The sequence below is a fragment of the Nocardiopsis valliformis DSM 45023 genome (genome assembly GCF_000340985.1).
In the GTDB taxonomy this organism is placed as follows: domain Bacteria; phylum Actinomycetota; class Actinomycetes; order Streptosporangiales; family Streptosporangiaceae; genus Nocardiopsis; species Nocardiopsis exhalans.
In genome coordinates this window covers 134,390-153,774 of record NZ_ANAZ01000005.1, presented here as the reverse complement: position 1 = coordinate 153,774, position 19,385 = coordinate 134,390, and the positions used below count along the sequence as shown (strand labels likewise).

20 protein-coding genes and 1 CRISPR repeat array are annotated in these 19,385 nt (G+C 70.6%); of the genes, 8 read left to right on the top strand and 12 right to left on the bottom strand.

Features of this window, described 5'->3' with window-relative positions:
* Positions 1 to 18 precede the first annotated feature (18 nt).
* Positions 19 to 475: a CRISPR direct-repeat array (repeat unit 29 nt; unit sequence GGGTCCATCCCCGCGTGCGCGGGGAGCAG).
* A 173-nt stretch (positions 476 to 648) separates the two neighbouring features.
* Together D457_RS0107370 and D457_RS32070 are read right to left on the bottom strand one after the other, a co-directional pair.
* Entirely contained in the window at positions 649 to 1,824 is a 1,176-nt protein-coding gene (locus D457_RS0107370) for a UDP-N-acetylglucosamine--N-acetylmuramyl-(pentapeptide) pyrophosphoryl-undecaprenol N-acetylglucosamine transferase (protein ID WP_017580007.1), read from the bottom strand.
* Positions 1,825 to 2,010: 186 nt separating this feature from the next.
* Positions 2,011 to 2,244: a hypothetical protein gene (locus D457_RS32070; protein ID WP_017580006.1), complete on the bottom strand. Its 234-nt coding sequence runs from the start codon at positions 2,242 to 2,244 to the stop codon at positions 2,011 to 2,013.
* Positions 2,245 to 2,285: 41 nt separating this feature from the next.
* On the opposite strand from D457_RS32070, the gene D457_RS0107360 reads away from it, so the two are divergent.
* Complete coding sequence (locus D457_RS0107360; protein ID WP_017580005.1) at positions 2,286 to 2,756, top strand: nuclear transport factor 2 family protein; 471 nt, start codon at positions 2,286 to 2,288, stop codon at positions 2,754 to 2,756.
* 10 nt (positions 2,757 to 2,766) lie between these two features.
* Positions 2,767 to 2,982 (top strand): heavy-metal-associated domain-containing protein, encoded by a 216-nt coding sequence (locus D457_RS0107355; protein WP_017580004.1) that lies wholly within the window; start codon positions 2,767 to 2,769, stop codon positions 2,980 to 2,982.
* On the opposite strand, the gene D457_RS32065 is transcribed toward D457_RS0107355, so the two are convergent.
* A complete protein-coding gene (locus D457_RS32065) occupies positions 2,955 to 3,614 on the bottom strand; it encodes a TetR/AcrR family transcriptional regulator (RefSeq protein ID WP_017580003.1) in 660 nt (219 codons plus the stop codon). The genes D457_RS0107355 and D457_RS32065 overlap by 28 nt on opposite strands.
* Before the next feature lie 159 nt (positions 3,615 to 3,773).
* Between D457_RS32065 and D457_RS0107345 the strand changes: the two genes are divergently transcribed.
* Entirely contained in the window at positions 3,774 to 4,142 is a 369-nt protein-coding gene (locus D457_RS0107345) for a VOC family protein (protein ID WP_026116427.1), read from the top strand.
* Positions 4,139 to 5,041: an alpha/beta fold hydrolase gene (locus D457_RS0107340; RefSeq protein ID WP_017580001.1), complete on the top strand. Its 903-nt coding sequence runs from the start codon at positions 4,139 to 4,141 to the stop codon at positions 5,039 to 5,041. Before D457_RS0107345 ends, D457_RS0107340 begins: the two co-directional genes overlap by 4 nt.
* 31 nt (positions 5,042 to 5,072) lie before the next feature.
* Here the strand turns inward: D457_RS0107340 and D457_RS32060 are convergent, their stop codons facing one another.
* Positions 5,073 to 6,314: an FAD-dependent oxidoreductase gene (locus tag D457_RS32060; protein ID WP_017580000.1), complete on the bottom strand. Its 1,242-nt coding sequence runs from the start codon at positions 6,312 to 6,314 to the stop codon at positions 5,073 to 5,075.
* A 94-nt stretch (positions 6,315 to 6,408) separates the two neighbouring features.
* On the opposite strand from D457_RS32060, the gene D457_RS0107330 reads away from it, so the two are divergent.
* Positions 6,409 to 7,056, top strand: a complete 648-nt coding sequence (locus tag D457_RS0107330) for a PadR family transcriptional regulator (RefSeq protein ID WP_039831057.1) — start codon at positions 6,409 to 6,411, stop codon at positions 7,054 to 7,056.
* 13 nt (positions 7,057 to 7,069) lie between these two features.
* On the opposite strand, the gene D457_RS0107325 is transcribed toward D457_RS0107330, so the two are convergent.
* The 6 genes from D457_RS0107325 to D457_RS0107300 all read right to left on the bottom strand — a co-directional run bounded on the left by D457_RS0107325 (position 7,070) and on the right by D457_RS0107300 (position 13,542).
* The gene (locus D457_RS0107325; RefSeq protein ID WP_017579998.1) at positions 7,070 to 8,776 is read right to left on the bottom strand and encodes an FAD-binding oxidoreductase; all 1,707 of its coding nucleotides are present in this window, start codon (positions 8,774 to 8,776) and stop codon (positions 7,070 to 7,072) included.
* 152 nt (positions 8,777 to 8,928) lie between these two features.
* Entirely contained in the window at positions 8,929 to 9,936 is a 1,008-nt protein-coding gene (locus tag D457_RS0107320; protein WP_017579997.1) for a sigma-70 family RNA polymerase sigma factor, read from the bottom strand.
* A gap of 214 nt (positions 9,937 to 10,150) precedes the next feature.
* On the bottom strand, positions 10,151 to 10,549 hold the full coding sequence (locus D457_RS0107315) for a VOC family protein (RefSeq protein WP_017579996.1): 399 nt from the start codon (positions 10,547 to 10,549) through the stop codon (positions 10,151 to 10,153).
* Complete coding sequence (locus D457_RS0107310) at positions 10,546 to 12,234, bottom strand: MFS transporter (RefSeq protein ID WP_017579995.1); 1,689 nt, start codon at positions 12,232 to 12,234, stop codon at positions 10,546 to 10,548. The genes D457_RS0107315 and D457_RS0107310 overlap by 4 nt, the downstream gene beginning before the upstream one ends.
* Positions 12,235 to 12,299: 65 nt before the next feature.
* Positions 12,300 to 13,112, bottom strand: coding sequence for an MFS transporter (locus D457_RS32055; RefSeq protein ID WP_017579994.1), 813 nt, complete (start codon positions 13,110 to 13,112; stop codon positions 12,300 to 12,302).
* 46 nt (positions 13,113 to 13,158) lie between these two features.
* Positions 13,159 to 13,542 (bottom strand): VOC family protein, encoded by a 384-nt coding sequence (locus tag D457_RS0107300; protein ID WP_017579993.1) that lies wholly within the window; start codon positions 13,540 to 13,542, stop codon positions 13,159 to 13,161.
* Between the two features lie 268 nt (positions 13,543 to 13,810).
* Between D457_RS0107300 and D457_RS0107295 the strand changes: the two genes are divergently transcribed.
* The gene (locus tag D457_RS0107295) at positions 13,811 to 14,860 is read left to right on the top strand and encodes an NAD(P)-dependent alcohol dehydrogenase (RefSeq protein WP_017579992.1); all 1,050 of its coding nucleotides are present in this window, start codon (positions 13,811 to 13,813) and stop codon (positions 14,858 to 14,860) included.
* A 61-nt stretch (positions 14,861 to 14,921) separates the two neighbouring features.
* Here D457_RS0107295 and D457_RS0107290 read toward each other — a convergent pair whose 3' ends face one another.
* Both D457_RS0107290 and D457_RS0107285 read right to left on the bottom strand, forming a co-directional pair.
* Complete coding sequence (locus D457_RS0107290; protein WP_026116424.1) at positions 14,922 to 15,479, bottom strand: CGNR zinc finger domain-containing protein; 558 nt, start codon at positions 15,477 to 15,479, stop codon at positions 14,922 to 14,924.
* A 78-nt stretch (positions 15,480 to 15,557) separates the two neighbouring features.
* Complete coding sequence (locus tag D457_RS0107285) at positions 15,558 to 17,522, bottom strand: zinc ribbon domain-containing protein (protein ID WP_017579990.1); 1,965 nt, start codon at positions 17,520 to 17,522, stop codon at positions 15,558 to 15,560.
* 346 nt (positions 17,523 to 17,868) lie between these two features.
* Between D457_RS0107285 and D457_RS0107280 the strand changes: the two genes are divergently transcribed.
* Together D457_RS0107280 and D457_RS0107275 are read left to right on the top strand one after the other, a co-directional pair.
* Positions 17,869 to 18,321, top strand: coding sequence for a VOC family protein (locus tag D457_RS0107280; RefSeq protein WP_017579989.1), 453 nt, complete (start codon positions 17,869 to 17,871; stop codon positions 18,319 to 18,321).
* Positions 18,322 to 18,373: 52 nt separating this feature from the next.
* On the top strand, positions 18,374 to 19,345 hold the full coding sequence (locus tag D457_RS0107275) for a pyridoxamine 5'-phosphate oxidase family protein (protein ID WP_017579988.1): 972 nt from the start codon (positions 18,374 to 18,376) through the stop codon (positions 19,343 to 19,345).
* Positions 19,346 to 19,385: the final 40 nt, after the last annotated feature.

The following is a 19,385-nucleotide window of genomic DNA, read 5'->3' as shown; positions in this document are numbered from 1 at the left end:
CCAGGAATGGTGGGAGGTAGGTCCATCCCCGCGTGCGCGGGGAGCAGCTGAAGAAGGAGGGCATCAAGAAGCTCGCGGAGGGTCCATCCCCGCGTGCGCGGGGAGCAGACAGCCCACCCTCATGGACGAGGACGGCCAGGGGGTCCATCCCCGCGTGCGCGGGGAGCAGTCCTCGCCCTCCAACCTCACGCCCTGCCCGAAGGGTCCATCCCCGCGTGCGCGGGGAGCAGATGGACAGCACCGATCCGTGGGAGTCCGTGGAGGGTCCATCCCCGCGTGCGCGGGGAGCAGCACCCGAGCCAGTGAGCGACGCAGCCGAGCGCGGGTCCATCCCCGCGTGCGCGGGGAGCAGTCGTCAACGACCTGCTGTCCTCCATCAACTACCGGGTCCATCCCCGCGTGCGCGGGGAGCAGGTGGGGATGGTAGTGAACGTCCGGCTTCGGGGGGGTCCATCCCCGCGTGCGCGGGGAGCAGACTTTTTGACCTGGTGTCTTACCAGTGGCAAGGGGTTGTTTTTCCAACTTCCTGAAAGTTGGACACTGGTGATTTCCTTCGCAAAAAGTCCAAATGTGCGATCTTGCGTGCGGGGCGATTCTATTTGCAGGGGGCAAGTGGGGCCATCCCTCTCGGGGATGGCCCCACTGGGGTCAGCCTGCGGCCGTGAGGAGGACGTCCACCAGGCGTTCGGCGGCGTCAGGGCGGCCGTGGGACTTTGCCTGGGCCGCGATGGCCTCACGGGTCGCCGGGTCGGCCAGCAAGGGCTCGACGGCGGCCTGCAGGTTGGTGGGAGTGACCTCGCCCAAGAGGGCGACCGCGGCGCCTGATTCCTGGAGGTGGCGGGCGTTGTGCGCCTGCTCGTTGCCCGCGGAGGAGGCCAGAGGGATGAAGACCGCCGCCTTACCGAGGGCGGTGAGTTCGGCGATCGTTCCGGCGCCGCTGCGGGAGATCACCACGTCGGCCAGGGCCAGAACGTCCGGGAGTTCGGGGCCGACGAAGGCGGTGAGGTGGTAGCGCTCGGCGAGGCCGGGCGGCAGGCTCTGGGCGCTCTCGCGCAGGCTTTCGATGTTGTTGGCGCCGCACTGGTGAACCACGTTGGCGCGGGCCAGCAGCCACGGGAGGATGTCGCGAACGTTGGTGTTGATCTGCGCCGAACCCTGCGCGCCGCCGGTCACGTAGACGGTGGGCAGCTCCGGGTTGTGGCCATCGAAGCCGAGGCCCTTGGCAGCCAGCTCGGCCTGGCCGGTGAAGACCTCGGGGCGGACCGGGTTGCCGGTGACGACGGCGGTTCCCTGGGAGCCCTCGGGCAGAAGCGCGAGGGAGGACTCAGCGGACACGGCGATCTGGGCGCCTGCTCGGGCCAGGACCTTGTTGGCCAGGCCGAGGCGGACGGTCTGCTCGTGGACCACGAGGGGGCGTCGGCACATGCGGGCGGCGAGGCCGACGGGAACGGCGACGTAGCCACCGGTCGCCAGGACGACGTCCGGGGCAAAGTCGGAGACCAGGGAGCGGGCCTGGGCCACGCCCCGGGGGACGTTGGTCATGTCCTTGACGTTGGCCGGGGAGACCAGCTTGATCGGGTTCTTCGACCGGCGGATCTTGCCGGTCGCGACAGATTCGAAGGCGATGCCGTTGCTGGTGGCCACGCGCTGCTCAAGGCTGTCCGCCGCGCCCACCCACAGCACCTCAAGGGTGTTGCCGGTCGACTCCAACCGGGACCGCAGTGCGTTGACGGCGGTCAGCGCGGGGTAGGTGTGGCCGCCCGTTCCCCCTCCGGTCACGATGAGACGCAGGTCCCGGGGCGAGCGGTCGTTGGTGCTGTTCACACGTTTCCCATCTGGCTGCCCGCGGGTGCTTTCCGCGGGTGGGAGTAATGGTCAGGGCGAGGGCCGTGGACTGGTGGGGGGATCACGGCCCATGAGCACGGTAGCCGCGTTCGGGAGCCGTTTGTGCCAGCGGAGGGGGCGAATCGGGCCAAAACCGGGCCGGGTCCTGGTCACACGCCGGCCCTTCTACCGGAGCGACTGGTGGCCGAGGGCTCGCAGGAGTGTGGTGTGTCGGGCACGGGAGGTCTCGGCCTCGGACATGCTTCCCGGGTCGGGGAGGGTGTGGCCGATCGCGAGGACGACCGAGACCAGCCAGGCAGTGGGAAGCATGTCGTCGAACTCTTCGCTGTGCTGTCCGCGCGCGATCACCCTTGTGAGCCGTTCGCTGACCGGCCGGTGCTGGGTGCTGTCATCAGCCACACCCGGCCCTGCCGGGCCACCTACCAACTTACGGAGGCATCATGGAACCGTTCAGCGGCGCCGACCCCGGCCAGTTCCTCATCGATTTCTGCGGCGGCTTCAAGCGCGCGGTCACCGAGACGGAGGAGGACCTCGGCGCGATCGTGGACCGGTTCCACACCCCGGACATGGCGCAGACCGCCGACGGCCACCGGATGAACCGGGCCAGGCTCATCGCGCACCTGCGCCCTCTCCGCAAGAGGAAGCCGAGGTCCCGGCTGCGGGTGCACGAAGCGACCACCGAGGGCGACCTGCTCGCCGCCCGCTACACCATGCGCGTGGAGTCGGGCCGGCGCTCGTTCTCGATCGACGTGCACTACTTCGGCAGGTTCACCCCTGACGGCCGTCTGCGCGAGGCACATTCGCTGACTCGGATGGAGAAGCCCGCCGAGGACGCCGAGATTTCCGGCACCCCGGCGTCACCGATGACCCCGGCGACCCCAGCAACGGCGCCACCGGCTCCGACGGAGTAGAGGTGTCGGCGTGATCGAACGGACCTACACCGTGGTCGGCATGGACTGCGGGCACTGCGAGGGTTTCGTGACCGAGGAGCTGGAGCGCGTCGAGGGGGTCACCGCGGTCGCCGTGGACATGGAGCGGGACCGGGTGACCGTGACCAGTGAGCGGGAGCCGAAGGTGACCGAGATCCGCGCGGCGATCGAGGAGGCTGGTTACGAGCTCGCCGCTCCGCATTCCTGACCGGGGAGCCCGCCGTAGGCGGACAGGAAGACCCGTACGCTCTCGACCGTGTGCGCGCGGAGTTCCTCGGGGCCGGGGATGCCCTGGTCGCCCAGGAGCATGGCCCGGTTGACGGGTTCGGACATGACCAGCCAGTTGAACCTGGACGCCGCGGCCCGGGTGTCCGCCATGGACAGGCGCCCCTGCGCGACCAGGCGGTCGAAGATCCCCGCCAGGTTGTCGATCGCCCGCTGGGGGCCGTTCCGGTAGAGGGTCTCGGCGAGCTCGGGGAACCGGGCCACCTCGCCGATGACCATGCGGCGCAGCTGCATCAGGCGCGGGGTCAGCACCACGGTGAGCTGACGGTAGGCGTAGTCGCAGAGGTAGTCGGCGAGGTCCCCTTCGGGGGCGAGGTCGGGGTCCTCGACGTGCACGAGGTCGCCCGCCCCGCTCGTCATGTGGCCGACGATCTCGACGAACAGGTTCTCCTTGCTGCCGAAGTGCTTGTACACGGTCTGTTTGGACACCTCGGAGCGCGCGACGATCTCGTCCATGTTGGTGCCCAGGTAGCCACCGCGCAGGAAGACCTCCTCCGCCGCCTCCAGGATCGCGCGCCGTTTGCGCGCCGAGCGGCCCTCGACCGGCTGGTTCACGACTCGTCCACCCTCACTGCCCTGTCCTGCCCCACTGCTGCTTGACCTTTGAGTACTGTACCGTCTAGTTTGACTTCCATAGAGTACTGGACAGTCCAGTTTGATTCCGAGCAGACCTCGCGCGAGAACGAGCCCGCGCGAGTTCAGGAGACGATGATCATGCACCTCCAATTCGCCGAACTCCCCGTCTCCGACCAGGACCGGGCGAAATCCTTCTACACCGAGAAGCTCGGCTGCCAGGTGGTCGCCGACGCGCCCATGGGCGAAAAGTGGCGGTGGATCGAGCTCGGCTTCGAGGGCTCCGACACAGCCCTGCACTTCGTCCCCCGCGAGGACGAGGCCCCCTCCCCCGACCCCGTCCTGGTACTGGTCGAGGACGACGTCCGGAGCACAGTCGAGGCCCTGCGGGCCAGGGGCGTGGAGATCATCACCGAGCCAGGGGAGGCCCCGTATCGGCCGGGGGTCACCGTGGCCGAGTTCCGGGACAGCGAGGGCAACCGCATGGTGCTCAGTGAGAAGCTGAGGTGACTACCGTGACCTCGCCCGGCGCTGGTGGCCACTCCCCCGACGAACGCTCGCTCCGGGTCCCCGGGGCCCGTATCCACCACGAGGTCCGGGGTTCGGGGCCGCTGCTGCTCATGATCCCGGGCGGCCCGCAGGACGCCGGTGTCCTCGCCGATCTGGCCCGGCGTCTGGCCGACCGGTACACCACCGTCGCCTACGACCCCCGGGGCAACTCGCGCAGCCTCCTGGATGGCACCACCGAGGGCCGGGCGGACGAGGACCAGCGGCTCGACGTGCACGCCGACGACGCCGCGCACCTGATCCGATCACTCGGCGGCGGCCCCGCTAACGTCTTCGGCACCAGCGGCGGAGCCCAGATCGCGCTCGCACTGGCGGCCCGGAACCCCGATCTGGTGCGCGCGGTCGTGACCCACGAGCCCCCGTGCGTGATGCTGCTCGACGAGCCCTCGGAGGCACTCGCACACGACCGGGAGATCCACGAGACCTACCTGAAGGAGGGTGTGGTGGCCGGGATCGCCCTGTTCCTGGGGCTCAACGGCCTGGACAGTACCGAACCGGACGCCCCTGAACAGGGGGAGGGGGGCGGTGCTCCCCCGCCGATGAGCGAGGAGGACGCAGCGACCTTCGAGCGGGTCAGCGGGAACTTCGAGTACTTCCTCGCGCACGGGATGCTTCCGCTGTCGCTGTACCGGCCGGACGCGGACGCCCTGCACCGGAACGGAACACGCGTGGTGGTGGGCCTGGGCGAGGGTTCGCTGGGGCAGGACATCCACGCCATGGGCTCCGCCCTGGCCGGAAAGCTCGGGATCGAGCCGATCACCTTCCCCGGTGACCATCTGGGTTACGAGGCCGAACCCGAGGCCTTCGCCGACGTCCTGCGCCGTGCCCTCGCCGACGCCTGACCCATCGCGCGCCCCTTACTTCGGGGACGCGTCACTTCGGGTACGCGGCGGACTGGTGAGGAACGGTGACCGGCTCGTCGAAGTCGACGCGGTAGTCGTTGATCCAGGAGTGGCTGCCGAACCTGGCGACCATCCGGAACACCACCCGCAGCATCAGATCTCTCAGGAACAGTGCCGCCGGGCCGGCCGGACCCGCCTTCTGGTTGCCGCGTCTGCGACCCTCGGCGGCGATGCGCTCGACCCGGTCGCGGCGGCGCTGTTCGTAGGCGGTGAAGGCCTCCTCCGGGGTGGGCAGGTCCCGTAGGCAGGCGGCCAGGACCAGGGCGTCCTCCGCCGAGAGGGAGGCCCCCTGTCCGCTGGAGCTGGACACGGCGTGGGCGGCGTCGCCCAGCAGTGCCACCCGGCCCCGGCTCCAGTTCGGCAGGGACGCCAGGTCGTAGACACCCAGGGGACGGAAGCGCGCGGGGCCGGTGGCTTTCAGGAGCGCGGTGACGTCCGGGTGGTCGTCGGCGAACAGCTCCAGGACGTACTCCTTCCACGCGTCGTCGCCGAGCGCGGTGATCTGCTTGCGGGGCAGCTCGGTGTGCGCGAAGTTGGCGAACCAGTAGACCTCGCCGGAGAGCGCGGTCTGATAGCCGAAGAACGCCCGTTTGCCGAAGAACATCCGTGTGGTCGATCCCCGGGTGGGGGCGACGGTCGCGTCCTCGGCGCGCACGTATCCGCCGATGTTCAGCAGGCCGGTGTAGTCGGGGCGCGGGACGTCGGGATCCATGAGGCGCCGCACCTGCGAGTGGATGCCGTCCGCGCCGATGAGCACGTCCCCCTCGGCCGTGGTGCCGTCAGCGAATTCGGCGACCACTCGGGTGCCGGTCTCGGTGTAGCCGACGAAGCGCTTGCCGTACTCGATACGTACGCCCTGCTCCTGGGCGGTCTCAGCCAGGGTGCTCTGGAGCGCGTCCCGGTTGATGGTGACGGTACGCAGCTCGGGCGACCCCTGGTCAGAGCCGTCCGGCAGCAGCCCCAGGCGGCGGCCCTTCCCGTTCACGAACTCGATGCCGGTCGTGGGGAAGGAGGCCGCGGCCCGCACCGCGTCGAGCATGCCCAGCGTGCGCAGGGCGGCCAGGCCGTTGGGGGCAAGGGTCAGGAACGCACCGATGCCGTCACCGGGTCCGGAGTGGGCTTCGTAGACGATCGCCTCGATCCCGGCCCGTTGCAGTGCCGCCGCGGCGACTGGCCCGCCGATGCCGCCTCCGATGATCAGTGCCTTGGTCATGATCTCTCCTCTCACTCACAGCCATTAGTCATAAAATGACTATACATAGAATGACGAAGGCTTGGAAGGCATGGACGGACACGGAGGCGATCGGGTGGCAGCTCGGACACAAAGGCGCTCACCGCTGGCGGTACAACTCCTGCTCCTACTGGCGGAGGAACCGATGCACGCCTACCGGATGCAGCAGCTCATCAGGGCCCGGCACAAGGACCGGATCGTCAACATCGCGCAGCGCAACAGCGTGTACCAGACCTTGGACCGGCTTCTGCGCGCCGAACTCATCGAGGTGGCGGACCGGGTACGCACCCCCGGCCGCCCGGAGAGGACGGTCTACCGAATCACCGATGCCGGGCGCAGCACCCTGGACGGGTGGTTGAAGGAGATGCTCTCCACGCCCGCTCGCGAGTTCCCCGAGTTCCCCGTGGCGCTGGCCGCACTGGCGCATCTGACCCCGGAACTGGCCGCCGAATACCTTGAGGAGCGGGCGCACCGGCTCAGGGCCCGCCTGCGGCAGGCGGAATCCGACGCCGAGCAGGCCGAGGGCATGGGCCTGCCCCGGATGTTCGTGCTGGAGGACGAGTACCAGCAGGCACTCACCGAAACCGAGCTGCGCTGGGTGAAGGGTCTCGTCGACGAACTCCGCTCGGGGAGTCTGACCTGGGACCGGGAGTGGCTGGATGCCGTGTCCGCACGCCTGGGCCCTCCCGAGACCGATACGGACGACGACACCGCCACGTCCTAGACCGACACCCCGACTACTCCCCCGGAGCGACAGCGTCCGCGGCGGGTTCGACGGACAGAGCGTGGCGGAAGACGTTCCGGGGGTCCCATGCCGCCTTGACCCGCCGCAGCGCCGGATAGTTGTCCTTGTAGTACAGGGTCGGCCACGGGATCCCTGAGGTGTTCCAGCGGGGGTCGGCGTAATCGGTGTCGGGGTGGTTGACGAACGTCCCGTCCGCGCCGGTGCGGGGTGCGGGGACACCACCGGTATCGGTGAACAGCTCCCGGAACAGCGCCCGCGCCCACCCCAGGTGCTGTTCGTCCTCCTCGGGCTCCGGCCACGCGATGATGGCCCACGTCCGCAACGGTGAGTCGCGCTGGGCGGAGGCGGTGGCGTCCTCGGCCACCGCGTTCACCCGGCCGCCGTAGGTGTCCAGGGCGATCGTACTGAAGGGCGCGCCGGTCGAGGCGTCGGTGAGGTATCGGTGGAGCACGGCGATCTGGCGGTCGTCGAATCCCCTGCGCAGAAACGCGTCCTTGATCTTGATCCGGCCCATCTCGCTGTCGAAGGAGGTGAGCGCGAATCCCAGCCAGGACTGGCGCCGGGTCTCGAAGACAGGTGCGGTGCCGACCCCCGCGCCGACCGCGGCCACGAACTCGCGCACCAACGCCTCGCCGCCGTTCTCCGGGCTCAGGTGCTGGCCGACGATCTGCACCTGCCCGAGGGAGCGCGCGTTCAGGTAGAAGGTGGCGAAGATCCCGGCGTGCGGGGTGTCGGTGTCGCTGTGGCGCTCGCACCAGTCGCCGAAGTTGCGGACGAGCCGTGCGAAGGACGCCGCATCGAGCTCGGACCAGGCCCAGGTCGCGGGGAAGGAGTCGACCGCCCGCGGCGCCGCGGGAAGCAGCCGTGCGGGGTCGGTGCCGGTGGCCTCGGGGGACCGCAGCCAGTAGCGGGTGACGACGCCGAAATTGCCGCCTCCGCCGCCGGTGTGCGCCCACCACAGGTCGCGGTGGGGGTCGTCGGCCGCACGGGTGGCCACGACCGCCCGTGCCCGCCCCGAGGCGTCCACGACGACGACCTCGACCGCGTGCAGGTGGTCGGCGGCGAGTCCGTGCAGGCGGGACAGGAACCCGTAGCCGCCGCCGAGGATGTGTCCGCCCGCGCCGACCTCGGGGCTCTCACCGGCCGGGACGACCACGCCCCAGCCGATGTACAGGGCCCGGTACACGTCGCCGAGCCGGGCGCCCGCCTCGACCGCGAAGGCGCCCATCGCCGGGTCGTAGGAGACGTCGTTCATCAGCGCGGTGTCGATGACCACCCGGACCAGCGGGTCGTCGACGAAACCCTCGAAGCAGTGGCCGCCGCTGCGAACCGTCAGCCGGAGGCCGTCGTCCACGGCCCGCTGCACCGCGGCCACCACGTCGTCGGTGGAGCGCACCGGGTGGATCCGGTCCGGTCGTCCGGTGGCGCGCCCGTAGGCACGGCCGCGGGAGGCGAGATAGTCGTAGCGCGGGTCCGAGGGGAGGACCGTCTCGGGACCTGCGGACCCCGGGTCCACCGCGTTCTGGCCGGCTGCGTTCTGGCCCGCCGGGTCCGGGCTGGCCGAGGCCGGTTCGCCCCGGCCCGGGCCGACTGGCTCCGGCTGCACCGTGTCGGATTCGACCGCGTCAGGTCCGGGCTGGTGACCCTCCTGCCCGGTGGTGTCGTGGGCGAACGTCCGGGCCCCGGTCTGGTCGCTCATGTCCCGCTCCCGTGGTTGGATCCCTCAACCTAAGTTCGGGACTCCCGGACCTGTCAACGGCGCGGACACACAGCGGCGAATCGGGAATAATCCCGCCGCCCACAGCGCTTTCGGGTCCCGCTCGCCCCGCACCGGACCACCGCGGCACTCGGCTACCGCAGGACCGGGTCCAGGCCGAAGAGGCGGAACAGCGTGGTGTCGAAGAAGACCGTGCAGCGGCTGACGCCCCCGGGCGCCAGTTCCAGTACGTGGATGCCGAAGGCCCGGTGCGTGCCGTCCTCCGCGCGCAGGTACATGCCGAAGGCGGGCTGGCCGTTGGCGGCGGTCGGGACCAGGACCAGGTCGCCGGGGCCCTGGGCCGGGCAGTGGCTGGCGACCAACCGCCCGATGTGCTCGGCGCCGCGCACCCAGGTGGCGAACGGGGGCATCTCGAAGGCCGCCTCCTCGGTGAACAGCTCGGTGAGCGCGCCGATGTCGTAGGCCTCGAAGGCGGCGACGTAGCGGGCGAGGACCTCGCGCTGGTCGGAGCGGGGTTCGGGGACACTGTCCTCGTCCGGGGTGACCCGGTCGAGCTGGGCGCGGGCGCGCTGCAGAAGGCTGTTGACGGCCGGGACCGTGGTGTCCAGGGTCTGGGCGACCTCGGCGGCGCTGAAGCGGAGCACGTCGCGCAGGATGAGCACGGCGCGCTGACGGGGTTGGAGGTACTGGAAGGCGGCGACCAGGGCGAGCCGGACGCTTTCGCGGGCGGTCACCACAGCTCCGGGATCATTGGTGTGGTCGTTGCCGGAGCCGAGGCCGCCGAGGCTGTCCGGCAGCGGTTCGAGCCAGGGCAGTTCGGGGCGTTCGGCGAGCTCGCCCTCGGGGGTGGACGTGGGGCCGCCGAGCCCGGTGGGCAGGGGGCGGCGGCCGCGTCTGTCCAGGGCGGTGAGGCAGGCCGTGGTAGCGATCCGGTGGAGCCAGGTGCGCAGGCTGGAGCGCCCCTCGAAGCGGTCGTAGCCCTTCCAGGCACGCAGGTAGGTCTCCTGGACCAGGTCCTCGGCGTCGTGCGCGGAGCCGAGCATGCGGTAGCAGTGCGCGTACAGCTCCCCCCGGTAGGGGGCCGCGAGCCGCTCGAAGTCTTGGTCGGTCGTCCCGATCACGTGTTCCACCACGGCCGTCACGTTACGCCTCCCCTACGACAGAACAGACGGGTTCGCGCCCTTCCTTTGCGAACAGTTCTCCTCGATCCGCTGCTCTCCTCGGTCACTTCTGTTCCCCGGGCCAGGCCTCCCCCGGTACGAGCCCGGCGTCCTTCCGGCCCCGCGGACTCCACAGACCCGGCAGACCCCGCGGCGCGGGCCGTGCGCTCTGCCGGGCCTTCACTCATGTTCGCCCCTACGCGCCCGTCTCGCCGCGTTCCATGGCGGCGAGGTGCTCCTCGCTCATCTGGATGAGCTGCACGTAGTTGCCGTCGGGGTCCTTGGCGGTGGCGAAGTGGCTACCGTCGCGGTCCTCCAGCGGGGCGACCCACTCGGTGCCCCGCTCGTCCATGCGGGTGGCGACGGCGCGGGCGTCGGCGACGTCGAAGTTGAGGATCACGCGGGTGGGGTCGGCGGCCTTGGGGCCGACGTCGTCGCGGTGGTCGATGAGCAGGTGGAAGGTGCCGAAGCGCAGCACCCGGTAGTGGTCCACGGTGTCGCTGGCGGCGGGGTCCAGTACGGCGGCGTACCAGTCGCGCAGGCGGTCGGGGTCGGTGCTGGCGAGCAGCATGCTGTCCAGGTTGGGGCGCTTCATCGGGTCCTCCCGGTGGGGTCGGCGTCGGGTCCAGTCACCTGTACTGACTCGGCCGGGCGCACGAACTCATCGGCACGGTCGGGTTCAGTGGAGTCATCAATCTGATCGGGCTGGTCGGAGCGCTCACCGATCGCTTCCTCCGGTGTCTCCGGCGCGGCCTCTCCTGCTCCGCGGAGCATCCGCAGGGCCACCGCACCGAACACCACCATCGCGACGATCCCGAACCCCGCGGTCACGTTGAGTCCTGCGGTGAACGCCTCTCGGGCCGACTCCAGCAGCGCGGCGGCCTGCTGCGGAGGCAGCTCCCCGGCCGTACCGGCGGCCCCGACCAGGGTCTGCTGCGCGGCCTCCTCCCCGGCCCGATCGGTGGCCCCCTCGGGGACCTCGACCCGGGTCCGGTAGACCGCGGCCGCCAGGCTGCCGAGCAGAGCCACCCCGATCGCGATGCCGAACTCCCCGCTGGTCTCGGACATCGACGCCGCCGACCCTGCCTTCTCCCGGGGCGCCGAACCCACCACGATGTCGGCGATCAGGGCCGCACCCGGCCCCAAACCCACCGAGGTGAGCAGCAGACCCAGGACCACCATCCCGGTCCCGCCCTCTGCCGGGACGAACACCAGCAGCAGAAATCCGAGGGCGCTGACGAACATTCCGCCGCCGATCACGTTGGCGCGGCCGATCCGCTGGGCCAGGGGCGGGCCGCACATGGTGCTGACGATCATCGCCAGCGCCGGAGGCACCAGCCACAGCCCGGCGACCAGCGGCGAGTTGCCCGCGACTAGCTGGAGGTACTGGCTGAGCAGGAGGAACGTTCCTCCCATGGCGACCGCTCCGGCCATCATGGTGGCCAGGGCCGCGCTGAAGGAGCGCACCCGGAACAGGCGCAGATCCAGGAGGGGGTCGGGCAGGCGCAGCTGCCGGCGGACGAACCAGGCGCCCATGGCCGTACCGACCAGCACCGTCCCCAGGGCCGTGACACCCGAACCGCCTTCAGCGGCGGTCTTGAGGCCGTAGATGACCGGAAGAATCGCGGCCAGGGACAGCGCGACACTGAACAGGTCCAGGCGGCCCGCGGCGGGGTCGCGGTACTCGGGCAGGAGCAGGGGCGCGCAGACCAGCAGCAGGAGCATCACCGGGACCCCGAGGAGGAACACCGACCCCCACCAGAACCACTGGAGGAGCACGCCGCCGACCACGGGGCCGATGGCGGTACCGCCCATGAAGCAGCTGGTCCACACCGAGATCGCGACCGCGCGCTGGGCGGGGTCGCGGAACATGTTGCTGATCAGCGCCAGAGTGGAGGGCATGAGCGTGGCCCCGGCCACCCCCATGAGGGTTCGGGTGGCGATGAGCATCTCGGCACTGGTGGAGAAGGCGGCGGCCACCGAGGCCAGCCCGAACGCGGTGGCGCCGATCATCAGGAGCCGGCGTCGGCCGATCCGGTCTCCGAGGGTGCCCATGGTGATGAGGAATCCGGCGATCATGAAGCCGTAGACATCCATGATCCACAGGGTCTGTGCCCCGGTGGGCCGAAGGTCGGCGGCCAGGTGCGGCAGTGCCAGGTAGAGCACGCTCATGTCCAGGGACAGCAGCAGTGTGGGCAGGGCGAGCACCCCGAGCCCGAGCCACTCGCGCCCGGTCGCCCGTGGCGTGCCCGAGCGGGAGAGGGATGGTGTCGTGTTCATCCGGTCCGTTCCTTGTCAGCCGATCTGATTCGTCCATATGTACGGACCGCTCAGGAGAGCGGAATTCATCGGCCGACGGCGAAGTTCTTCGGTCTTCTTCCTCGGAGGGAGACGGCGGTGAGCGGGGCGGCCATCGAGGAGGCCCCGGCGAACAGGATCCAGCTGATCAGGATCGGCCGGAGGGCGGGGTGGCCCCACACGAAGCCGAGCCCGGCGAAGAGTTCCGAGCGTTTGGAAGGCCCCTCGCCGGGAGGCGGGGCCGTGGGCGGTACGGGTTCGGGTTCGCGGATGGAGCGGACCGCCAGGGCTCCTATGAGAAAACCGACGGTGTTGGCCACCAGCGCGCCGACCGCGGAGAGCGCGGCGATCAGGGCGCCAGCCAGGGAGGGGCCCACGGAGATGCTGAGCCAGCGGGTGGATTCCAGGCGGCTGTTGGCGTCGATCAGCCGGGCCGGGCTGACCAGGGACTTGAGGTGGGCCTGCGAGGCGCCCGTGAACGCGATGGCGCAGACCGCGTTGACCGCGGCGACCGCGCACAGGTGGGTGTAGGTCAGCGCGCCGAGGGCATGGGCGGCCGGAAGGCTGGCCAGAGTGGCGGCGCGCAGGAGGTCACTGCCGATCATGACCGGGCGTTTGCGCGTGTACTCGATCCGGCGGCCGATCGGGAAGGCGACCAGAACGGTGGTCAGGGCGGCGATCCCGGCCAGGAGCGAGACCTGCCAGGCCGCCACGTCCAGGACCGCGACGGCGATGACGGGCAGGGCCACCATGCCGATCGCCGAGCCGAACTGGCTGACCACCGAACCGGTCCACAGGCGTTGGAAGTCGCGGTGCCCGCTGGCGCTGTCGCCACGGGGGGGGTACGGGGGGGAGGGCATTCGGGCGATGTTACCGACCCGGCCGCTCCCCCACGCGGGGCTCGGACTACTCCTGGATGAGGCCGATGGTGTTGCCCGCCGGGTCCGCGAACCAGGCGACGTGGGGCTTCTCCCCGCGCATGATGCCCTTCTCGTCCTGCTCGAATCCCTCGTAGTGGAGCATGCCCACGCCCCGGGCGGTGAGGTGGTCGACGGCGGCGTCGATGTCGTCGACGGGCAGGTTCAGGACGGTGAACACGGCGGGCCGGTGGTCCGGCTTCGGGTAGACGAGGACCCCGTGGTCGTGGCCCAGGACGACCTCCAACAGGCCCTGCTCCTCCATGCCGGGCACGTACCGTACGTCCAAACCCAGGGTGTCCCGGTAGAAGGCGAGGGCGGCCCCGGCGTCGGGGACCGCGAAGGAGCCGAAGGCCCTGGTGGAGTCGAACATGGTGTTCTCCCTGGAAGCGGTCGTGTCGATGTGATCGTGTCGGGTGGTTCCGGGTTGTGTCCGCGGCTCTGTTCTCACCCGTACTGACCCGGGCCGGGGGCGCGACTCATCGCCGCCGGGTCAAACAATGCGGACGAATCCCTGCCCGCCCCTTGGGCGACCCGCGAATTCGTCCGGTGTTAACTTCGCGTGGGCAACGGGACACGGATCGTGTCCCGTCCTCGGTGCCTCGGCCGGGGCACCGCGCCGCACGCGGGGGGGAACGCACATGCGCGCAGTCGTGTTCGAGAACTACGGGAAATTTCCGTCGCTCACCGATGTCCCCAAGCCCGAACCCGGCCCCGGGGAGGTCCTGCTCCGGGTCGCCGGGGCCGGGGCCTGCCACTCCGACATCAGCGTGTACCGGGTGTTCGAGGAGGGGCAGCCCGGGGCGCAGAAACCGCCGTTCGTCCTGGGGCACGAGAACGCGGGCTGGGTGGAGTCGGTCGGTGCCGGGGTGAGCGAACGGGTCCGGGTGGGCGCCGCCTACATGGTGTACGGGCCGATCGGCTGCCAGCACTGCCGCAAGTGCGCGGCCGGTCTGGAGACCTACTGCGAGAACGCCGCGACCATGCCCTATCTGGCGGTGGGGCTGGGCCGGGACGGCGGTATGGCCGAGTACATGGCTGTTCCCGAACGGCATCTGATCCCGTTGGGTGACGCCGATCCGGTGGCCGCGGCGCCGCTGGCCGACGCCGGGTTGACCCCCTACCACGCGATCAAGCAGGCCCTGCCGCACCTGAATGGCGGCGGCCGGTACGCGCTGGTGATCGGGCTGGGCGGTCTCGGGCAGATCGGGGTGCAGATCCTGCGGGCGCTGAGCGGGGCGACGGTGATCGCCACCGACGTCAAGGAGGAGGCCCGCGCCCGGGCGGAGGCCAACGGGGCGATCACGGTGGGCGCCGGGGAGCGACAGGCGGAGCAGATCCGGGAGCTCACCGGCGGCCGGGGGGTGGACGCGGCCTTCGACTTCGTGGGGGTGGGTCCGACCGTGTCCACGGCGGCGGCCTGTGTGACCCAGGGTGGTCGGGTGAGCATCGTCGGCATCGCGGGCGGCACGCACGAGTTCTCGTTCTTCACCAACCCGTACGAGTCGTACCTGACCAACACCTACTGGGGTTCGGTGGGCGACCTGTGGGAGGTCGTGGACATGTACCGGGCGGGGCAGATCCGCCCGGAGATCGAGCGCTTCACCATGGACGACGCCCTGGAGGCCTACCGGAGGCTGGAGGCGGGCGAGGTCAACGGGCGCGCGGTCGTGGTGCCCAACGAGCGCTGATCCGGACCGCCGCAGCTACTCGGAGCGCTCGGGTCGCCTGGGCCACCCGGTCCTCGATTTCTCAGGCCGTCCGGTCCGCCCGTTCCCGGGCGTGGTGCCGGGCGGCCTTCGCGCGGTTGCCGCAGCCCGCCATGGAGCACCAGCGGCGGGTGCCGTTCCTGGACGTGTCGAAGAAGTGCAGGACGCAGTCGGGGTTGGCGCAGCCGCGGAGGCGGTCCGGGCGTTCCATCAGGTCGAGAAGGCCGGCGGCGGCGAGCCAGGCGGGCCCGCGGGTCGGGTCGTCGAACTCGACGGTGGAGCCGGGGGCGCCGTCGCGCAGGAGGCGGCGCACACTTCCGTGGGCGAGGGCGGCGTTGAGCTGGTCCGTGGCCTCGGGGTCCGTGGGGTCCCGGAGGAGCCGGGCGAGGGTGTCGCGGACCGCCAGGAGGTGGGCACGGGTCCGGGCGTCGGCGGTGAAGCGTTCGGCCAGCCCGGCCTCGGTGAGCCACTGCCGGAGGCCGTCCTCGGAGTCGAGCAGGTCGAAGTGCTCGGCGCCGACCACCCATCGGGTGTTGAGCAGGTCCACGGCCACCGGTTCGCCGGTGAGCGGTCGTCGCCGATTCGTCTCCCTCGCCGTCATCGGCCCTCCCCGCGTCCTGTCCTGGCTGGTCGTCCCCGGTCCGGTCGAGACGGGGTGCCGGGAGCGTCTCTGATCTGCTTAGTGATCCTCAGTAAGACTGATGGTGTCTGAGGGAGGATCTGCCCACCGCGGTGGGGTGGCGTGAGCGTGGAGATGGAAGCCCGCGCCCAGCACCGCCCCTCTGGCCCAGTGCGGCCGGTTGGTGGTTGTGCTGATCGTCCTCACGCCCTGGTGCCGGTGGGCTGCGCGGGGCAGCCATCTCCGGTCCGTTGGTGCGTGTCCCTCCGGACGCTTTCCGGCCGGGCCTTGCGGCCTGGACGGGGAGGGAGTCCCGCGTCGCCTGGGCGCGGGAGGGTTGGTGCGGGGCCGGGTCGGTCCGGTCTTGGACCGGTCTTTGCGGCTGGTCTGGGTGACCGTGCTGATGAGGGCCTTGGCTTCGAGCTTGTCGATGACCTCGCGAATCACCATGGTGGCGCTGGTCTTGTCGACCACGGTCGTGGCCTGGTGGGTCAGGCCGCGTGCGGCGATACGTCGCCAGGCCCCGTGGTCGCGGTCGCCCTGCCAGCCGCATCCGGCCCGGTCGGGGCAGACGGCCCACGTCCAGCCCGGCTCGGTGGGGCGGTCGGGGGCCTTGCGGTGCCGCAGCGGAGTGAGGCAGTTCGGGCAGTGCTTGGAGGTGTTCGCGGCCGGGACGGTGACCACGGCGATACCGACCTCGGCGGCCAGGTGCCGCATCCGCTCAGCGATGCGCCCGCGCACCGTCTGGGACAGACGCATGTTCTGTGTACGGCCCATGCCGCCCGCTTCCATCGACCGCAGGTCCTCCAGGTAGATGACCCTGGCCTGGGCGGCGATGGCCTGGTCCACCGTCCAGCGGGCAGCGCTGCAGGCGAGGGCGTCGTTGAGATGGGAGCGGCGCTGGGAAACACGCTCGATCTCCTGGGCGAGCACAGCCTGTTTGCCACCCAGGGCGGGGTCGGCGAGCCGCGTGTACTGGTCGGCCTTGGCGTGCAGCCGCTCGGACAGCTCACGCAGCCGGTCCTGCTTGGCCAGCACCCCAGCGGCCCGGAACTGGGCGCCCGCGCCGAGCGCGGTGATGCGCCCGTCCTCGTGCAGCCGGGCCGCCCCGGCTGAGAACAGGGTGTTCAGGCCCCAGTCCACGCCCAGGGCCACGGTGTGCCCGGAGCGGGACGCCTTGGGAACGGGGTGGGTGTAGGCCAGATCAGCGCGTACCTTCCCGCCGACGACGCGCAGGGTGGGCAGGTGGACCACGGCGTTCGCCGGGATGGTGGGCGCCAGCGTGATCGGGCAGGCCACCCACGTCCAGTCCCGGTGGGAGACCGGATCGGGGCGCGTGGGCAGCTGCAACCGCAGCAGCACACGCCGCCCGTCCTCGGACCGCTCAACCGATGCTTGCTGCCCGTCACAGGCGGACAGCACCAGCATCCGTGCCACACGCGGTGACGGTTCCAGCTCGAACACATCGGCCGGGAGACGGTCGTGCTTGCACAGGTACGAGGTGGTCTGGCGGGTGCGGCCCTTGATGACGCTGCAGGGCAGGTGCTCACCGCCCGGGATCGCGGCGCGCACCGCTTCCCACTCGGCCCGGGTGCGCTTCCTCGGATCAGCGGGCCAGGTGACCAGGACTCCGGCCACCACATCGGCGCGCCACTTCACCGACCGCAGAGCGCGCCCGGCCTGTTCCTGGGCCATCCGCACGATCCGGTCGTTGACCCGCACACCCTCAGGCGGTGCGGTGGTCCAGCCCAAACGCCGCAGCGCCATCCACGCGTTCGACGGCAGCCTGCGACCGGCCGGATCCACCCCTTCGGCGAGGGTGTGCACATCGGTGGTGTTCCAGTGCTCGCTGAGGAGGGAGGAGACCATACCGGACACCAGGTCTGCGGCCCAGCCCACTCGCTCGGCCAGAACGCCGGCGGTCAGGGCCTGGCCGGTGGTCTCGTCCACACCAGTGCGCACCAGCCCTGGTGCGCACGCGGTGCGGGAGGTCTCACCCGCGGTGAGCGGGATCTTGCGGCTCACCGGTCGCCACCTCGCACGGCCCAGGTTGGCGCACCCTGGCCGGGGCGGACGGCCCGGCCAGAGATCGGCCGTGGGCCGGGAAGAGGTGGACATGTTCGAATCCTGGCACGAGGGAGTGACAAAGGGCAGGGGTTTCAGCCAAACCCAGCGGTCAGCGCATCCAGGCCACCCGGAGCAGAACCGAGGAAAACCAGGGATCACTAAGAAAACTGGTGAGCCTACCAAGAACACACCTTATAACCCTTCAAATGTACTTGAGCGGTTGACTCTGCTTTTCCCTAACCCTTAAAGTCCTCTTGAACGGTTACCCGAGTCCGGGTGGCCGCCCCGAGAGAAGAGGCATGCCATGGCACAGCCCCGGCTGACCACCGGCCACGTCGGACTGAACGTCACCGACCTCGAACGCTCACTCGACTTCTACGCGCGCGTCCTGGGTTTCGAGGTCATGGGTGAGAGCCGCGAGGAAGGCCGTGAGTACGCCTTCCTGGGTCACGACGGAACCCTGCTGATCACCCTGTGGCAGCAGAGCGACACGGACTTTCGCACCGACACCGCCGGACTCCACCACCTGTCCTTCCAGGTGGAGACGGTCGAGGATGTCCGTCGGGCCGAGGCCGCGCTCCTGGAGATCGCCGTGAAGTTCGCCTACGACGGCGTGGTCCCGCACGGCGAGGGCGCCGCCTCCGGCGGGATCTTCTTCCACGACCCGGACGGCGTGCGGCTGGAGATCTACGCGCCCTCGGGCGCGAAGGAGGGCAAGGCCCCGGCCGTGGCCGCCCCCACCTGCGGTTTCTTCTAGAAGCCCGACCTTCTTCCCAAGACCGCACCGGAACCGAACCGAGGAGACGCACGTGAGCGGGTACCACCGGGGTGAGCTAGCGGTCCAGCGCAGGTCGGGTCTGGCCGAACGGGCGGCCCACACCGCCAGGGCGGTGCACACGGAGATCCCCGCCGTGGCCGCCGACTTCCTCGCCGCGCAGCCACTGCTCGTGGTGGGCGCGGCCGACGCGAGGGGCGACCTGTGGTGCTCCCTGCTCACCGGAACGCCCGGGTTCCTCCGCGCCCGCGACGCACGCACACTCGACGTCGCCGCCCTGCCCCACGGCGGTGACCCGCTGGCCGGAGTACTGGCCGGAGTGCCGGACCGAGAGCCGGTACCGGTCGGCGCCCTGGCGATCGAACCGGCCCGGCGGCGCCGGATGCGGGTCAACGGCACCGCGCACCAGGACCCGGAGGGGCCTGGATGGCGACTGCGGACCGAGCAGGTGTACGCCAACTGCCCCAAGTACATCCAAAAACGCACTCTGGCCCCGGCCCCTTCGACGACCGCGACAGCCGCTGTTCCCAGGGTCGGAGCGCGTTTGACCGACGCCGATCGCGAGTTGCTCGGACGGTCGGACACCTTCTTCGTCACCACCGCGGACGACACCGGAGCGGTCGACACCAACCACCGGGGCGGCGGCCCGGGTTTCGTGAGCGTCCACTCACCCACCCTGCTCAGCTGGCCCGACTACGCCGGGAACGCCATGTTCGGCACCCTGGGCAACCTGCACGTGAACCCGCGAGCCGGTCTGCTGGTGCCCGCCTGGGAGAGCGGCGGACTGCTCCAGCTCACCGGTACGGCGCGGGTGCTGTGGGGGTCGGACGCGGGGCCGGAGGGCCGGAGCGTGGAGTTCAGCGTCGAGAAGGTACTGGCCGCCCCGTCCGGCGGCCTGCTCGCCGAGGGCCCGCCCGAGTACTCCCGGGCCAACCCTGCGCTCACCACCGCTTCGACGCTCCGATCGGTGGCGCCCGGGGATCCTCGCTCAGCCCGACCCGGGTGACCGGGGTCTCACCGGGGCTGCCAGGATGCCGTGAGCAGTC

What these genes read in the sequence shown, in the direction of transcription:
- D457_RS0107300 (WP_017579993.1), bottom strand. Translation starts at nt 13,542, where the DNA reads ATGTTCGACTCCACCAGGGCCTTCGGCTCCTTCGCGGTCCCCGACGCC.
- D457_RS0107310 (WP_017579995.1), bottom strand. Translation starts at nt 12,234, where the DNA reads ATGAACACGACACCATCCCTCTCCCGCTCGGGCACGCCACGGGCGACC.
- D457_RS0107290 (WP_026116424.1), bottom strand. Translation starts at nt 15,479, where the DNA reads ATGACGGCGAGGGAGACGAATCGGCGACGACCGCTCACCGGCGAACCG.
- D457_RS32060 (WP_017580000.1), bottom strand. Translation starts at nt 6,314, where the DNA reads ATGACCAAGGCACTGATCATCGGAGGCGGCATCGGCGGGCCAGTCGCC.
- D457_RS0107345 (WP_026116427.1), top strand. Translation starts at nt 3,774, where the DNA reads ATGCACCTCCAATTCGCCGAACTCCCCGTCTCCGACCAGGACCGGGCG.
- D457_RS0107360 (WP_017580005.1), top strand. Translation starts at nt 2,286, where the DNA reads ATGGAACCGTTCAGCGGCGCCGACCCCGGCCAGTTCCTCATCGATTTC.
- D457_RS0107315 (WP_017579996.1), bottom strand. Translation starts at nt 10,549, where the DNA reads ATGAAGCGCCCCAACCTGGACAGCATGCTGCTCGCCAGCACCGACCCC.
- D457_RS32055 (WP_017579994.1), bottom strand. Translation starts at nt 13,112, where the DNA reads ATGCCCTCCCCCCCGTACCCCCCCCGTGGCGACAGCGCCAGCGGGCAC.
- D457_RS0107280 (WP_017579989.1), top strand. Translation starts at nt 17,869, where the DNA reads ATGGCACAGCCCCGGCTGACCACCGGCCACGTCGGACTGAACGTCACC.
- D457_RS0107295 (WP_017579992.1), top strand. Translation starts at nt 13,811, where the DNA reads ATGCGCGCAGTCGTGTTCGAGAACTACGGGAAATTTCCGTCGCTCACC.
- D457_RS0107325 (WP_017579998.1), bottom strand. Translation starts at nt 8,776, where the DNA reads ATGAGCGACCAGACCGGGGCCCGGACGTTCGCCCACGACACCACCGGG.